This window comes from Pseudomonas sp. KB_12 (genome assembly GCF_052114545.1).
GTDB lineage: Bacteria > Pseudomonadota > Gammaproteobacteria > Pseudomonadales > Pseudomonadaceae > Aquipseudomonas > Aquipseudomonas brassicacearum.
Window position 1 is genome coordinate 1 of sequence record NZ_JBFREY010000043.1, and the last position, 14,963, is coordinate 14,963.

The following is a 14,963-nucleotide window of genomic DNA, read 5'->3' on the forward strand; positions in this document are numbered from 1 at the left end:
AGGCACCGAGTGGTGGGGCAAAAGCGTTTTGCTTACTTTTGCGCTTTTCAAAAGTGAGCCGCCGTCAGGGCGGAACCCTAAGTGGCCGTTACCGCAGCAATGGATATGTACTCAATCAGACCGCCATCGCGAGCAAGCTCGCTCCCACAGTTTGATCGAAGTACAACTGGGAGAACCTGGTCGGACACCAAACCGCCATCGCGAGCAAGCTTTGCTCCCACAGGTGTTGTTATCGACGGGTCATAGGAGGCAACAACACGGTCAAATCCCCCCCAACCACCGCAATCTCCCTGTAAACTCCGGCTTTTGCCCAACACCCAGGGAGTCGGCAATGTCGGGTTCGATCCTTTATATCCATGGCCTCAACAGCGCCCCGGCGTCGACCAAGGCCAGCCAGTTGACGCAAGTGATGACGCGCCTGGGCCTGAGCGACCAGTTACAGGTGCCCGCCTTGCATCACCACCCCCGCCAGGCCATCGGTCAGTTGGAACAGGCGATTACAGAACTGGGGCGCCCGCTGCTGGTCGGCAGCTCGCTCGGCGGCTACTATGCGACTCACTTGGCCGAGCGCCACGGCCTCAAGGCCCTGTTGATCAACCCTGCCGTCAGCCCGCATCGGATGTTCGACGGTTACCTGGGCACGCAGAAGAATTTGTACACCGACGAAACCTGGGAATTGACCCACGACCACGTCACGGCCCTGGCCGAACTGCAAGTGCCGGCGCCCCGGGATCCGCAGCGGTTTCAGGTATGGTTGCAAACCGGTGACGAAACGCTGGATTATCGCCACGCCCAGCAGTATTACCGCGCCTGTGCCTTGCGCATCCAGGCCGGCGGCGACCACAGTTTCCAAGGGTTTGCCCTGCAGTTGCCGGCGCTGTTGAGTTTTGCCGGCATTGGCGCCGATTTGTACCAGGCGATCGACTTCACGTCGCTGTGAGCCCATCGCCCCTTTTCATTGAACACTGACGACGAGACCCCATGGCCACTCCCAGCGCTAGCTCTTATAACGCAGACGCCATCGAAGTCCTCTCGGGCCTCGACCCGGTGCGCAAGCGCCCCGGCATGTACACCGACACCAGTCGGCCGAACCACCTCGCCCAGGAAGTCATCGACAACAGTGTCGACGAAGCCTTGGCCGGGCACGCTCGTTCGGTGCAGGTCATCCTGCACGCCGATCACTCGCTGGAAGTCAGCGATGATGGCCGCGGCATGCCGGTGGACATTCACCCTGAAGAGGGTGTGTCGGGCGTCGAGCTGATCCTCACCAAGCTCCACGCCGGCGGCAAGTTTTCCAACAAGAACTACCAGTTCTCCGGCGGTCTGCACGGGGTGGGTATTTCCGTGGTCAACGCCTTGTCGACCCAGGTGCGGGTGCGGGTCAAGCGTGACGGCAACGAATACCAGATGACCTTCGCCGACGGCTACAAGGCCACCGAGCTGGAAGTGGTCGGCACCGTCGGCAAGCGCAACACCGGGACCAGCGTGTATTTCGCCCCGGATCCGAAGTATTTCGATTCACCGAAGTTTTCCGTCAGCCGCCTCAAGCACGTGCTCAAGGCCAAGGCCGTGTTGTGCCCGGGGTTGCTGGTCAGTTTCGAGGACAAGGCCACCGGCGAGAAAGTCGAATGGCATTACGAAGACGGCCTGCGTTCTTACCTGGTGGACGCGGTCAACGATTTCGAGCGCCTGCCCAACGAGCCGTTCTGCGGCAGCCTGGCCGGTAACAAGGAAGCCGTGGACTGGGCGCTGTTGTGGCTGCCCGAAGGCGGCGAAAGCGTCCAGGAAAGCTACGTCAACCTGATCCCCACGGCCCAGGGCGGTACCCACGTCAACGGCTTGCGCCAGGGTTTGCTCGACGCGATGCGCGAATTCTGCGAGTTCCGCAACCTGTTGCCCCGTGGCGTGAAGCTGGCGCCGGAAGACGTCTGGGAACGCATCGCCTTCGTACTGTCGATGAAAATGCAGGAACCGCAGTTCTCCGGCCAGACCAAGGAGCGCCTGTCGTCCCGCGAAGCGGCGGCGTTTGTCTCCGGGGTGGTCAAGGATGCGTTCAGCCTGTGGCTCAACGCCAACCCGGAAACCGGCTTGGCGCTGGCAGAGCTGGCGATCAACAACGCCGGCCGTCGTCTCAAGGCCAGCAAGAAAGTCGAGCGCAAGCGCATCACCCAGGGGCCGGCATTGCCGGGCAAGCTCGCCGATTGCGCCGGGCAGGACCCGATGCGTTCCGAGCTGTTCCTGGTGGAAGGTGACTCCGCCGGTGGCTCGGCCAAGCAGGCGCGGGACAAGGAGTTCCAGGCGATCCTGCCGCTGCGGGGCAAGATCCTCAACACCTGGGAAGTGGACGGCAGCGAAGTGCTGGCCAGCCAGGAAGTGCACAACATCGCCGTGGCCATCGGTGTCGATCCAGGCGCCGCCGACATGAGCCAGCTGCGCTACGGCAAGATCTGCATCCTCGCCGACGCCGACTCCGACGGCCTGCACATCGCCACGTTGCTCTGCGCCTTGTTCGTCCAGCATTTCCGCCCGCTGGTGGACGCCGGTCACGTCTATGTGGCGATGCCGCCCCTGTACCGCATCGACCTGGGCAAGGAAATCTACTACGCCCTGGACGAAGCCGAGCGCGACGGCATTCTCGATCGCCTGGTGGCCGAGAAAAAACGCGGCAAGCCGCAGGTCACTCGATTCAAGGGCCTGGGCGAGATGAACCCGCCGCAACTGCGTGAAACCACCATGGACCCGAACACCCGCCGCCTGGTGCAGTTGACCCTGGATGATTTCGAAGCGACCTCGGAAATGATGGACATGCTGCTGGCGAAAAAACGTGCCGGCGATCGCAAGTCCTGGCTCGAATCCAAAGGGGACCTGGCCGAGGTGCTGGCCTGATGCGCAACGGTTTCGCCCTGGCGTTGTTGCTGTGGGCGGGGGTTGTGGTCGCAGGGCCTGCACCGGAACTGAAGTTGCTGTCCGAGCATGCTGTCGATGGCATGCGCGGCGGCAATCTGTCGGGGCTGGCGCTGTGCGGCAGCGAAATGTGGACGGTATCCGATCGCGACGATGACCGGATCTACCGCCTCAAGCCCGTCGATGCGCCGGTCTGGCAAGCCGAAGTGGTTGAAATCGAGGTGCCCGAGGTACCGGACAGTGGTTTGCCCTGGGGCTTGAAGTCCCGAACCTGGGCAGCGTCGTTCCTGCGCGGTGGCGAGCTGGATTTCGAAGGCATCAGCTGCGACAGCGCTGGCAATCGCTATGTGGTCAGCGAGTCCCAAGCCGCCGTGTTGCAGGTACCGCCTGCGGGGCCGGCGTCCTGGTTGAAAATCGCACCAACAATGATCCGCCAGGCCCGCGCCAGTGGCATGTTGCTGCATTTCAATGCGTTGTTCGAAGGCTTGGCGGTCAACCCGGCCGGTGACCAACTGTGGTTGGCGGCCGAGCGTGAGCGTCGCGGTCTTTTGTTGGTCAAGCGCCAGCAAACGGTGTGGGACTGCGAGGGTAATTGCGTGCTGCTGAGCGAAGCGGGGCTGGAGATGCAGCCGGCGCAGTTCCCCAAGGCCAAGGCGGTTTCGCGGGACTTCGCTGATCTGTCATTGTTCAATGGCAAGCTGTTTACCCTGGAACGCAACGCCTTTCAGATCTGTCGGCGTGACCCGCAGACCGCCCAAGTGGAGCGGTGCTGGTCGTTCGCCGCCGAGGCATTGCAGGACAGTCGACGTTATTCCCAGGATTATGGGCTGGCCGAAGCGCTGGTCGTGGACGCCGAGGGCGCCTGGATCGGCCTGGACAACAACGACGGTGCCCGCGCCGACGGCGAAACGCGACCGATCATCTGGCGCTTCGCCGCGCCGGACGGTGGCTGGGGCGCCTCGCCATGAGTCAGCCGCCGGGCAAGCGTGCTGGTCGGGTGTTGATGATATTGGCCTGGTGCGCGGCGCTGTTCCTGGCAACGCGGTTTTTTGCCCAATGGGAACAGCGCGAGCAAAACCCCAATGCCCAGGTGTATTCGCAAAAAGGCGAAGGGTTTATCGAGGTGAAGTTGGTCGGCAATAGGCAGGGGCATTTCGTCGCCAGCGGCCAGATCAACGGCCAACCGGTGGATTTCATGCTCGACACGGGCGCCACCGACGTGGCGATTCCGGTGGAGTTGGCCGAGCGCCTCAAGCTGGAAAAAGGTTTCGGCGTGACATTGAGTACCGCCAACGGTTTGAGCGAGGGCTATCGCACCCGCATCGACCGGCTGCAATTGGGTGACATCGTATTGCGCGATGTCCGTGCCCTGGTGGCGCCAGGCCTGGGTGGCACGCAAGTGCTGCTGGGCATGAGCGCCCTGAACAAACTTGAATTTACCCAGCGCGACGGCACCATGCTGCTGCGCCAGACAACGAACTGATGAGGCCCGCATGAGCGACATTCTTGCAGACAGCTTAGACGGCGTAGAACGCCGATCGCTGGCTGACTTCACCGAAAATGCCTACCTCAATTACTCCATGTACGTGATCATGGACCGCGCCTTGCCGCACATCGGCGACGGTTTGAAGCCGGTTCAGCGGCGGATCATCTATGCCATGAGTGAGCTGGGGCTGGATGCGGATTCCAAGCACAAGAAATCGGCGCGTACCGTCGGTGACGTGCTCGGTAAGTTCCACCCCCACGGCGACTCGGCCTGCTATGAAGCCATGGTGCTGATGGCCCAGCCATTCAGCTATCGCTACACGCTGGTGGACGGGCAGGGCAACTGGGGTGCGCCGGACGATCCCAAGTCCTTCGCGGCCATGCGTTACACCGAGGCGCGGTTGTCGCGCTATTCCGAAGTGCTGCTCAGCGAGCTGGGCCAGGGCACCGCGGACTGGGGGCCGAACTTCGACGGCACTCTCGACGAACCCCTGGTTTTGCCGGCACGTTTGCCGAATATCCTTCTCAATGGCACCACCGGCATCGCCGTGGGCATGGCTACCGACGTGCCGCCCCACAACCTGCGGGAAGTGGCCACGGCGTGCGTGCGCTTGCTGGACGAGCCGAAAGCCACGGTGGAACAGCTCTGCGAACACATCCAGGGCCCGGACTATCCGACCGAAGCGGAAATCATCACGCCGCGCGCCGACCTGCTGAAAATCTACGAGACCGGCCGCGGTTCGGTGCGCATGCGAGCCGTGTACCACATCGAAGACGGCGACATCATTGTCACGGCGCTGCCGCATCAGGTTTCCGGGGCCAAGGTCCTGGAACAAATTGCCGCGATGATGCAGGCAAAACCGTCGAAAGCGCCGCAAGTGGCCGACTTGCGCGACGAATCCGACCACGAAAACCCGTGCCGCATCGTGATCATCCCGGTCAACAGCCGAGTCGACCACGACGCGCTGATGCAGCACCTGTTCGCCAGCACCGACCTGGAGTCCAGCTACCGGGTCAACATCAACATCATCGGCCTGGACGGCAAGCCGCAGTTGAAGAACCTGCGGGCATTGCTGGTGGAGTGGCTGGAGTTCCGGGTCAAGACCGTGCGCCGGCGCCTGCAATTCCGCCTGGACAAGGTCGAGCGTCGCCTGCACCTGTTGGACGGTTTGCTGATTGCCTACCTCAACCTGGATGAAGTGATCCACATCATCCGCACCGAGGAGCACCCCAAGGCCAGCCTGATCGCGCGTTTTGCCCTGAGTGAAATCCAGGCCGACTACATCCTCGACACCCGCCTGCGGCAGTTGGCGCGGTTGGAAGAGATGAAGCTGCGCGCCGAACAGGATGAACTGCTCAAGGAGCAGGCCAAGCTGCAAGCCCTGCTGGGCAGCGAAGCCAAGCTCAAGAAGCTAGTGCGCACCGAACTGCTCAAGGACGCCGAGACCTACGGCGACGACCGTCGCTCGCCAATCGTCGAGCGTGCCGAAGCCAAGGCGCTGACCGAACACGATCTGTTGCCGAACGAGAAAGTCACCGTCGTGCTGTCAGAAAAAGGTTGGGTACGCTCCGCCAAAGGTCATGATATTGACGCGACCGGGCTTTCCTACAAGGCCGGGGACGGCTTCAAGGCCTTGGCGGCCGGGCGTTCCAACCAGTTTGCGGTGTTCGTCGACTCCACCGGGCGCAGCTATTCGGTGCCAGCCCACACCCTGCCGTCGGCTCGTGGCCAGGGCGAACCGCTGACCGGTCGTTTAACGCCGCCGCCGGGTGCAACTTTTGAATGCGTGCTGATGCCAGATGATGATGGACTGTACGTAATTGCATCGGACGCGGGTTACGGGTTCGTGGTCAAGGGTGAGGATCTGCAAGCCAAGAACAAGGCGGGCAAGGCGTTGTTGAGCCTGCCGAACAACGCCAAGGTGATTGCGCCACGGCCGGTGGCTGATCGGGAGAACAACTGGCTGGCCTCGGTCACCACTGAAGGCCGGTTACTGGTGTTCAAGATCAGCGACCTGCCACAGCTGGGTAAAGGCAAGGGCAACAAGATTATTGGTATTTCCGGCGAACGGGTCGCCAGCCGTGAGGAATATGTCACGGATATTGCAGTGTTGCCGGAAGGCGCCACGCTTGTGCTGCAGGCAGGCAAGCGCACGCTTTCGTTGAAAGCGGACGATCTTGAGCATTACAAGGGTGAACGTGGTCGGCGCGGCAACAAGCTTCCAAGGGGTTTTCAGCGAGTCGATGCGCTGCTCGTCGAAAACCTCAATTAGGCGTAGTAGAGGGCTCGGTCTGCGATTAAATGCCGCAGATCGATACTTTCGCGCTGGAGTCGGCGCGCATATTCACGGATGATAGGCCCTTTCAAGCGCCGGCGTGGCCGAGCGTTCTTCATAATGACCGAGTTTTTTTTCACTGTGGTAAGCCTTGTGGCTGCCACCTGGACGGAACGATGACTGCTCTGCGCCTCCCTATTTTGTGGCTCGCCGGCCTGCTTGGCCTGGCGGGCTGCAGCATGAACCAGCCGGTGTCGCTGTACCAACTGGACAGCGGAACCCCGGCCCAGCCTGCGCAAAGCACAGGCATGGCAGTATTGCTGGGGCCGGTCCTGATCGCCGACTACCTGCAACGTGAAACCTTATTGCAACGCCAACCGGACGGCAGCCTGCAGGCCGCCACTGACGGTCGTTGGGCTGGCAGCCTGTCTTCTGACATCGATCAGTTGCTGTTGCGCCAGGTCGCCGGGCATCTGGACAGCCAGCGCGTAGTGCTGGCACCCGCGACCCAAGGTTTCACCCCGGATGTACAGGTGCTGCTGTCGATTACCCGCCTGGATTCGGGTAAAGCCCAGCCGGCAGTGCTCGATGCCCAATGGCGATTGATCGACCGTCGTGGCAAGGTGCGTGAGAACCGCATCGTTCATCTGCAAGAGCAACATGCCGGCACCACGGCGGCACAGGTCCAGGCCCAGGGCGTGCTCCTGCAACGCCTGGCCGAACAGCTGTCCGTGTCGCTCAAGCCCCTGGCCAACCAGCCACCTATTGCAGAAGTCCCACGCAAGGCCGCTCCCGCCCCGGCCAAGCCGGTGGAAAAGGACAAGGACAAGATCCCCATGGCCTTGCCGATTCGTACGGACATGGAAGTGTTCAGGTTCTGACGCCAGGACTGGATTACAAGACAAAGCCCGCATTAAGTGCGGGCTTTGTCGTTTCCTGGGTTCTTATTCCTGGGGGATGTCAGGCAAGATGAGGGCCCGGCGCATCAGACCTCCCGCCAATAACGACAAGGACGAGTTAAATTCCCATGAAAACAACTGCCAGTTGCACATTTCAGATCAGCAGCTGGGACGAGAAGCCGTCTCAAATTCTTGAAAACGCTCCAAAGCTCTCGCATGCCAACATCACGCAGTCCTATTCCGGCGCTATCGAGGGCACCAGTAGCGTCGAATACCTGATGTCCTATAGTGCTGACGGCACAGCGTGCTTTGTGGGTTTTGAGCGGGTTTGTGCGGTGGTGGCAGGTAAGCGCGGAACCTTTGTTGCCCGGCATTCGGGGTCGTTTTCCGAAGGCAAGGCGCGCAGTACGTGGAGTGTCGTAGAGGGCGCCGGTACTGGGGATCTGGTCAATTTGAGTGGGACTGGCAGCTACGTGGCTGGCCATGGTGAGCCGGCACAAGTGTCATTTGAGTATTCGTTTGAGCCTGAGAGCTGAAGTGTGTGGGGTGGACGCGACTCTGTAGTCTGGTTTTTCGCTGTCTGTCCTGACGCCATCGCGAGCAAGCTCGCTCCCACATTGGGCCTGTGGGTGTGGGAGCGAGCTTGCTCGCGATGATGGCGCTGAAGGCAACAAAAAAGCCCGCAGATAATCACTCATCTGCGGGCTTCGTCATTTCAAGTCCTGAGACTCAGGCCTGGCGTTCATGCATCCGCGCCAACTGCCGCTCCAGCATCGACGGATAAGGCTCCATCAAGCGTTCCACGCAGCACGCGCCTTCGGGGCTGGCGATGGGGCGGATACGGGCGCGCTGGCGGATCAGGGCGTCGTCGTTGATCTTGCGCTCCACCAGCAGCAGGTTGCGGCTGTGTTGCGACAGCGCCAGGGCGTCCTGGGCGGTTTCGGTCAGCAGCAGGTCGATCTGGCTCAGGCCAAACAAGCCATCGCCCAGGGTCAGGCCCAATTGCAGTTGCAGGGTGATGCCGCTGTCGGCGACTTCGATCTGCAACTGGTGGCCCAAGGCGCGCAGCAACTCACCGCAGCAAATGGCGTTGGTCAGGTAGTCGTCACCGCTGTCTTCGGTGTGGAACAGCATCAGCGTGCTGCCATCGTTCAGGGTGTGCAGTTCGCCCTGATAGAGCGATGCGGCCTGGTCGAGGCAGTCGCGGTAGCGCTCGAGCAATTCCTTCAGGCGCGCCTGGGGCAAGCGGCGCAGTTGCTCCTGGGCGCCCAGTTGCACGGCCAGTACGGCGCTGTGCTGGGGCAGGTTCGAGGCGACGGGCCTGGCGACCGGTTGAGGGGCTCCATCGACTGATTCGTCCCGCAGGTCGGCGAACGCGTCGTCGTCTTCCTCGTCCTCTACCGTGCGTACCACGTGGCGTGGAGCCGGTTTGGAAGCAGGCATTGGCTGGCTTTCATCGAAGCCCGGGTCGCGCAGGTTACGCACTTCGAAGCCCGGCTCGGCATCGTCGTCGTCCACGTAGTCGATGTCTTCAGGTTCCGGCACGGGCTCAGGCTCCGGCGCGAAGCTGGCGTGCAGTTGCCGGGCCAGATCGCCGATTTCGTCCTGGCGCTGGGTGGCCGGCGTGTGTTCGTCGATGTCCCGCAGCCAGACGCGCAATTGCAACAGCGGCGTAGAGATGTGTCGCCCCAGGCGCAGGCTCAAGGCCAGTGCCAGTGCCAGCAGGATCGCGCTGAGGATACCCATGCTTTGCAGGCTGATGGTCATCGGTTGCTGGAACTGGTCCATGTCCAGGCTGATGCGCAGCTGCCCGGCGGTCACGTCCTGGAAGGTGATCTTGCTCTGGTACATGCCGCCGGACTCGCCCAGCAGGCCCGGCTTGGGACGCTGGCCGGCCTCGGCGAGGATGCGGTTGTCCACGCTGTAGATGGCGGCGTGGGCCACCAGCTTGTTCTTGGTCAGGTTGTTGAGCAGCACGTTGAGGCTGAGGATGTCGTTGGACACCAGCAGCTCGGTGGCGGACGTGGCGGTCTGGGTGGTCAGGCTTTCACCCAGGGCATCGGCCTGCTCGTGCATCGCCTGCTTGAATTGCAAACCCATCACGCAGGCATAGATAACCAGGGCCAGGGCGACCAGGATCACGTTATGGCTGGCAATGCGCAATGCAATCGGCACACGACGGTGACGCAGTGCACGGAAGATCAGCAGGAAGAAGTTGTCGGTTTTGACTGGCGTGGGCCGGTTCACTGAGCTCGGCTCTTTGTCCGTGAAATTGACGCGCAGTATAGCGACAGCCCCATGACCGGCAAAGCACTGGCGGTGCCCGATGGTCACTGAATGTGGGTAGAATGCGTTTTTTTTCCACCTGCGGGGGTGCGCCTTGCGCGAAATCGTCCTGATAAACATCACTGGCAGCGACCGTCCGGGTCTGACTGCGGCCATTACCGGCGTTCTGGCCCAGGGTGGTGTGAACATTCTCGACATCGGTCAGGCGGTGATCCACGACACGCTGTCGTTCGGTATTCTGGTTGAAATTCCGGACGCTGAACAAGGCAAGTCGGTGCTCAAGGACATCCTGTTCACCGCCTACAAGCTCGACCAACAGGTGCGCTTCACCCCGGTGTCCGAGGACGATTACCGGCATTGGGTGGCCGGCCAGGGCAAGAAGCGCCACATCGTTACTTTGTTGACCCGCAAGGTTACCGCCGAGCAGTTGCAGCGTGTCAGTTCGATCACCGCCAAATATGACCTGAACATCGACCACATCGACCGATTGTCCGGGCGCATGCCGCTGGATACCCCGGACGACAAGGGCAAGGGCTGCATCGAGTTTTCGGTGCGCGGTGAGCCGGCCGATCCCCAGGCGTTGCGTGCCGAGTTCCTCAGCGTGGCCCAGGAACTGAACGTCGACATCGCCTTCCAGGAAGATTCGCTGTTCCGCCGTAACCGCCGCCTGGCGGTGTTCGACATGGACTCGACGCTGATCGAAGCCGAAGTCATCGACGAACTGGCCAAGGCGGCCGGCGTGGGCGACAAGGTCTCGGCCATCACCGAGCGAGCCATGGCTGGCGAATTGGATTTCCGTGCCAGCTTCAAGGAGCGCCTGGCGCTGCTCAAGGGGCTGGACGTCAGCGTGCTGGATTCCATTGGCGCTTCCCTGCGCCTGACCGAAGGCGCCGAGACGCTGTTCGCCGAACTCAAGCGCCTGGGCTACAAGACCGCCATCCTGTCCGGCGGCTTCACCTATTTCGCCAAGCAGCTGCAGGCCAAGCTCGGCATCGACTACGTGTTCGCCAACGAGCTGGAAGTGGTGGATGGCAAGGTGACCGGCGTGGCCGTCGAGCCGATCGTCGATGCCCAGCGCAAGGCGGACCTGCTGCGTGAACTGGCTGAAAAAGAAGGCCTGCGCCTGGAGCAGACCATCGCCGTGGGTGACGGTGCCAACGACTTGCCGATGCTGGCGATAGCGGGCCTGGGCGTGGCGTTCCGCGCCAAGCCACTGGTCAAGCAGTCGGCCAGGCAGGCGATTTCCACCCTGGGGCTGGATGGGGTGTTGTACCTGTTGGGTTTCAGGGATCGTGACGGGCAGCTCTAAGTAACACGCCGGTTTTGGAGTGCATGCTTTTGTGGCGAGGGAGCTTGCTCCCGCTGGCCTGTGTAGGAGCTGCCGAAGGCTGCGATCTTTTGATCTTGATCTTCGCTTGAGACTCAATTGGTCTTGGAAAGATCGCAGCCTCGCTTCGCTCGGCAGCTCCTACAGCGACTTCCACAACGAATCAAAATTCCCTTCTTGCTCGCTACCATCCCCGTTGGCGGTCGAGTCTTCCGGGTGATAAGCAAACTGGTTGAAACTGTGGGTGCTGGTCACTCGGCGGTCCAGGCCGGCGCGGCGTTCCTGGCCGTTGGTATTGATCAACACGTGTTGGCCTTCCTCGAAGGGCAGGCGTGGGGCGATCATGGTCGGGGGCAGGTCAATGGCACTGATCTCGGGAAGCAACAGCCCGCGCAGATAGTGACCGTGCTCATTTTTTTCCCGGACCAGTTGCAGCCCGCAAGGCTGGGCGTGCGGTGCGACCAGCTCGATGCCCATTTGCATGGCCCCGTTGCGCACTTGCCGGATCCAGCGCACCACGGCAACGCTCCAGGCTTGGTCGCTGGTGTCCCGGATGCCGATCATTTCCCCGGCTTGCAGTTGTTCCGGCACTTCCTTGGGCCAGCCGAGGCAATAGCCGCCAGGGCTGTGGTTGATGATCGGCAGGTCGTAGGTGGGGAAGTGATGCTGGTTGTCGGAGCTGGTGCCATCGTCATCGGCCGGGTTGACCGGGTACTCGATTTCTTCGTAGGGCAGCAGGTCGCTGTCGCCGGCGGGGGCGGCGTCGAAGGCTTGGCCCCAGGTGTCGTTTGTCTTGCTCGGCGAGGCTTCGAAGCGGGCCTTGCGGGTGGTGGGGCTTTTCAGTATTTCGTTGAAAGAGCGCTCGCCGCCGAGGTAGTAGTGCAGCGCACTCATGCCCACGCACAGCGTCAGCGTGCCGTTGCCCTCGGTGCGCTGGAAACTGCGTTCGGCTGCTTCGCCCCAGGCTGCATGCAGGTGATGCAGGGTGTCGATGCTCATGCCACTTGGTACTGGCAGACTTTGCTCGGCAGGTTGTTCCAGGTGAGTGGCGATTACGCGCACCAGGGGCTGTGGATCGAACCCCTGCAAGGTCGGCTGCTGTTCGGCGCGGAACTTGGAACGGTAGCGTGGCCCGACATCCAGCTCCGGAGCGACCGCGAACAGACTGGTAGCGCTGGTGGCGGGGTCCAGCTTGACCCACTGGCTCCAGGATTCGAGCACTTCGGTCAGCCGTCCGATTTGGCTCTGGCGCAGCTGATTGCTGCGTGAGGCGCCCAGCAACAGGGCGACGACATAGGTTTGCTCGGTGTTCAATTGATGAACCTGGCAGGCCAGTTCGTCACTCACGCTCAGGTGCTGCAAGCGGTGCTGGCAGGCGATCCGGTATAGCTGATGCAAATCGAGCCACAGCCCCTCAGGCACTGGGCTGTACAGCTGACTGGCACGCAACAGCGGGCCGTTGAGGGCGTGCGTCGCCCGTTGCAGCGCGGTGCTCAGCAGGCGGGCCCGGTCCTTGGTGTATTTCGACGCAATACGCGCCACGATCTGTTTGTAGCCCATCGCCAGCTGGGTTTGCAGGGCCTGGCACAGGTTGACGATCTTGCGCGACCGCTCATCCAGCACGATGGCCTGTTGCAGGAAGTGCCGCTCCAGGTGCTTGCAGACGTAATACACCTCGGGCCGCAGCAGCTCGAGCAGTTGCAGGCGATTGTCGCTGGGCGTGAGCAGTTGGTTGAGTTCGCCAAGTGCTTGGTACAAAAGGCGGGCTGTTTCGCCGATGTTGGCCTTGGGCAGGTTGGCGATCCAGCGCTTGAGGTCCCGGGGCGTAGCATCGCAGAACGACAGGCGTGATTGTGTCGGGGTCAGGACGCGCAATAGCTGGAGAGGGCTGGTCTCATTCATGCCGTGTACGGGCTCCGGCGGGAAATAAACGTGTTGTTTCCTACTCTAGCAGCTGTAGCCGAAAGAAGTGCTCTGTCTCTGCGGGATACTCTGTGGGAGCGAGCTTGCTCGCGATGACGATGGATCAGTCACATCGCTATCGCGAGCAAGCTCGCTCCCACAGGGGGTGATTTTTTACTCAGGCTTTCGGCAGCGCCAGGCCTTGGCCCATCTGCACCGGTGAACCGGCCACCAGGCCTTCGGCCCAGTTCACCTGGTCCGGCCCAAACAGCACGATGGCCGTCGAACCCAGCTTGAAGCGCCCCAGTTCGGCGCCTTTTTCCAGATGAATCGGCGCGCGGGCGGCTTCGTCATAACGGAAGGTTTTCAGCTGGCGCTTGGGCGGTGTTACCAGTCCGGCCCAGACGGTTTCGATGGACGCCACGATCATCGCGCCCACCAGCACCACGGCCATCGGCCCGCGTTCGGTGTCGAAAATGCACGCCACGCGCTCGTTGCGGGCGAACAGCTCCGGAACGTTTTCGGCGGTGGTCTGGTTGACCGAGAAAATCCGTCCAGGAATGTAGACCATCTCCCGCAGGGTACCGGCCAGTGGCATGTGCACGCGGTGGTAGTCCTTGGGGGACAGGTAGATGGTGGCGAAATCGCCGCCCATGAACGGCGCCGCGTTGGCCGCATCACCGCCCAGCAGTTCCAGCACACTGAAGCTGTGGCCCTTGGCCTGGAAGACCCGGCCGTGCTCGATCGGGCCGAGCTGGCTGACGGCACCGTCGGCGGGGCTGAGGATCGCGCCCGGGGCGTCGTCCAGCGGGCGTGCGCCGTCTTTCAGGGCGCGGGTGAAGAAGGCGTTGAAGTGCTCGTAGGCAGTCAGGTCTTCTACCAGTGCCTGGGACATGTCCACTTGATAGCGCTTGGCAAACCACGCGGTGAAGGCGTTCTTGAACCAGCGCACGCGGCATTCAGCAATGCAGCCGGCTAGCCGCGAGAGCAGGTGGTGTGGCAGCAGGTATTGAGTGAGGATGAACAAACGGTTTTTCATTAACTGTCCTTAAGAACCTTTAAAGCTCGATGGGGGTGTCGGGGTGGTTGCCCCATTCGCCCCAGGAACCGGCATAGCCTTTGACCCTTGGATAACCGAGCGCCTTGGCCACCAGGTAGGTGAAGCCGGAGCGGTGGTGAGTCTGGCAGTGGGTGATGATTTCTTTGTCAGGCGTGATGCCCAATTGTTCGAGGATTTGCGGCATGTCCTTGCGGATGCGCAGGTTGCGCGCCTGGTCCATGCCGGCAGTCCATTCGAAATTGACCGCGCCGGGAATGTGCCCGCCTCGGGCTGCGACGACTTTCTCGCCGGAATATTCCAGCGGGCCGCGAGCGTCCCAGATTGCCAGGTCGGCTGCGCCGAGGCGGCTTTGCAGGTACTCGCGGGTGGCGGTAGGGGCTTCGTGCAGTGTCAGGCTGACCGGGCCTGCGACGGGCGCAGGCACTTCGACGGACACCGGCAGGCCTTCGTCCAGCCACGACAGCAAGCCGCCGTCGAGGTAGTGGTAGTTCGAGTGGCCGATCACGTCCAGCAGCCAGATAAACCGCCCGGCCCAGCCGCCGCCTTCATCGTCATAGACCACGTAGACCGCATCCGGGTTGTGCCCGAGCTCACCGAACAGGGCTTCGAGGTCGGCCTTGGCCGGCAGCAGGCCCGGCGCCGGCGGTTGACCGAGCTGGGTGCGCTTGGGGTCGACGAAGCGTGCGCCGGGAATATGCCCGGTGCTGTAGCGGGCGACGCTGGTCAGGTCCACCAGAATCAGTTCGCGGGCGTCGAGGCGCGGCAGCAGCTCGCTCGGCTCGATCACCAGCGGCAAGCCAGAGAAGTCAGGCATGTGAGGTCTC

General features: G+C 62.1%; 12 protein-coding genes. 8 read left to right on the top strand and 4 right to left on the bottom strand.

Annotated elements, in window-relative coordinates; translation table 11 throughout:
- The first annotated feature begins 331 nt into the window (after positions 1–331).
- The 7 genes from AB4Z20_RS25040 (at position 332) to AB4Z20_RS25070 (ending at position 8,100) form a co-directional block, all read left to right on the top strand.
- Positions 332–940 carry a YqiA/YcfP family alpha/beta fold hydrolase gene (locus AB4Z20_RS25040; RefSeq protein ID WP_253471225.1) on the top strand — a complete coding sequence of 203 codons (609 nt, stop codon included), beginning with the start codon at positions 332–334 and terminating at the stop codon, positions 938–940.
- A 41-nt stretch (positions 941–981) separates the two neighbouring features.
- The gene (gene parE, locus AB4Z20_RS25045) at positions 982–2,886 is read left to right on the top strand and encodes a DNA topoisomerase IV subunit B (protein WP_003197177.1); all 1,905 of its coding nucleotides are present in this window, start codon (positions 982–984) and stop codon (positions 2,884–2,886) included.
- Positions 2,886–3,872, top strand: a complete 987-nt coding sequence (locus AB4Z20_RS25050; RefSeq protein WP_253471226.1) for an esterase-like activity of phytase family protein — start codon at positions 2,886–2,888, stop codon at positions 3,870–3,872. The genes parE and AB4Z20_RS25050 overlap by 1 nt, the downstream gene beginning before the upstream one ends.
- Positions 3,869–4,387 carry a retropepsin-like aspartic protease family protein gene (locus AB4Z20_RS25055; protein ID WP_253471227.1) on the top strand — a complete coding sequence of 173 codons (519 nt, stop codon included), beginning with the start codon at positions 3,869–3,871 and terminating at the stop codon, positions 4,385–4,387. Before AB4Z20_RS25050 ends, AB4Z20_RS25055 begins: the two co-directional genes overlap by 4 nt.
- Positions 4,388–4,397: 10 nt before the next feature.
- The gene (gene parC / locus AB4Z20_RS25060; protein WP_014336284.1) at positions 4,398–6,662 is read left to right on the top strand and encodes a DNA topoisomerase IV subunit A; all 2,265 of its coding nucleotides are present in this window, start codon (positions 4,398–4,400) and stop codon (positions 6,660–6,662) included.
- A gap of 179 nt (positions 6,663–6,841) precedes the next feature.
- Positions 6,842–7,546 (top strand): PqiC family protein, encoded by a 705-nt coding sequence (locus tag AB4Z20_RS25065; RefSeq protein ID WP_253471229.1) that lies wholly within the window; start codon positions 6,842–6,844, stop codon positions 7,544–7,546.
- Between the two features lie 146 nt (positions 7,547–7,692).
- On the top strand, positions 7,693–8,100 hold the full coding sequence (locus tag AB4Z20_RS25070) for a DUF3224 domain-containing protein (RefSeq protein ID WP_258690259.1): 408 nt from the start codon (positions 7,693–7,695) through the stop codon (positions 8,098–8,100).
- A gap of 193 nt (positions 8,101–8,293) precedes the next feature.
- On the opposite strand, the gene AB4Z20_RS25075 is transcribed toward AB4Z20_RS25070, so the two are convergent.
- Entirely contained in the window at positions 8,294–9,811 is a 1,518-nt protein-coding gene (locus tag AB4Z20_RS25075) for an AhpA/YtjB family protein (protein WP_253471233.1), read from the bottom strand.
- 133 nt (positions 9,812–9,944) lie between these two features.
- Between AB4Z20_RS25075 and serB the strand changes: the two genes are divergently transcribed.
- The gene (gene serB, locus AB4Z20_RS25080; protein WP_003197189.1) at positions 9,945–11,159 is read left to right on the top strand and encodes a phosphoserine phosphatase SerB; all 1,215 of its coding nucleotides are present in this window, start codon (positions 9,945–9,947) and stop codon (positions 11,157–11,159) included.
- A 159-nt stretch (positions 11,160–11,318) separates the two neighbouring features.
- Here the strand turns inward: serB and AB4Z20_RS25085 are convergent, their stop codons facing one another.
- The 3 genes from AB4Z20_RS25085 to AB4Z20_RS25095 form a co-directional block, all read right to left on the bottom strand.
- Complete coding sequence (locus tag AB4Z20_RS25085; RefSeq protein WP_253471234.1) at positions 11,319–13,079, bottom strand: molecular chaperone; 1,761 nt, start codon at positions 13,077–13,079, stop codon at positions 11,319–11,321.
- A gap of 178 nt (positions 13,080–13,257) precedes the next feature.
- Complete coding sequence (gene asd, locus AB4Z20_RS25090) at positions 13,258–14,118, bottom strand: archaetidylserine decarboxylase (protein ID WP_253471235.1); 861 nt, start codon at positions 14,116–14,118, stop codon at positions 13,258–13,260.
- A 19-nt stretch (positions 14,119–14,137) separates the two neighbouring features.
- The gene (locus tag AB4Z20_RS25095) at positions 14,138–14,953 is read right to left on the bottom strand and encodes a rhodanese-like domain-containing protein (protein ID WP_442090822.1); all 816 of its coding nucleotides are present in this window, start codon (positions 14,951–14,953) and stop codon (positions 14,138–14,140) included.
- Positions 14,954–14,963: the final 10 nt, after the last annotated feature.

Bases quoted from the DNA above. Each gene is read 5' to 3' on its own strand.
- asd (WP_253471235.1), bottom strand. From the start codon at position 14,118: ATGAAAAACCGTTTGTTCATCCTCACTCAATACCTGCTGCCACACCAC.
- AB4Z20_RS25040 (WP_253471225.1), top strand. From the start codon at position 332: ATGTCGGGTTCGATCCTTTATATCCATGGCCTCAACAGCGCCCCGGCG.
- AB4Z20_RS25070 (WP_258690259.1), top strand. From the start codon at position 7,693: ATGAAAACAACTGCCAGTTGCACATTTCAGATCAGCAGCTGGGACGAG.
- parC (WP_014336284.1), top strand. From the start codon at position 4,398: ATGAGCGACATTCTTGCAGACAGCTTAGACGGCGTAGAACGCCGATCG.
- AB4Z20_RS25050 (WP_253471226.1), top strand. From the start codon at position 2,886: ATGCGCAACGGTTTCGCCCTGGCGTTGTTGCTGTGGGCGGGGGTTGTG.
- parE (WP_003197177.1), top strand. From the start codon at position 982: ATGGCCACTCCCAGCGCTAGCTCTTATAACGCAGACGCCATCGAAGTC.
- AB4Z20_RS25095 (WP_442090822.1), bottom strand. From the start codon at position 14,953: ATGCCTGACTTCTCTGGCTTGCCGCTGGTGATCGAGCCGAGCGAGCTG.
- AB4Z20_RS25055 (WP_253471227.1), top strand. From the start codon at position 3,869: ATGAGTCAGCCGCCGGGCAAGCGTGCTGGTCGGGTGTTGATGATATTG.
- AB4Z20_RS25085 (WP_253471234.1), bottom strand. From the start codon at position 13,079: ATGAATGAGACCAGCCCTCTCCAGCTATTGCGCGTCCTGACCCCGACA.
- AB4Z20_RS25065 (WP_253471229.1), top strand. From the start codon at position 6,842: ATGACTGCTCTGCGCCTCCCTATTTTGTGGCTCGCCGGCCTGCTTGGC.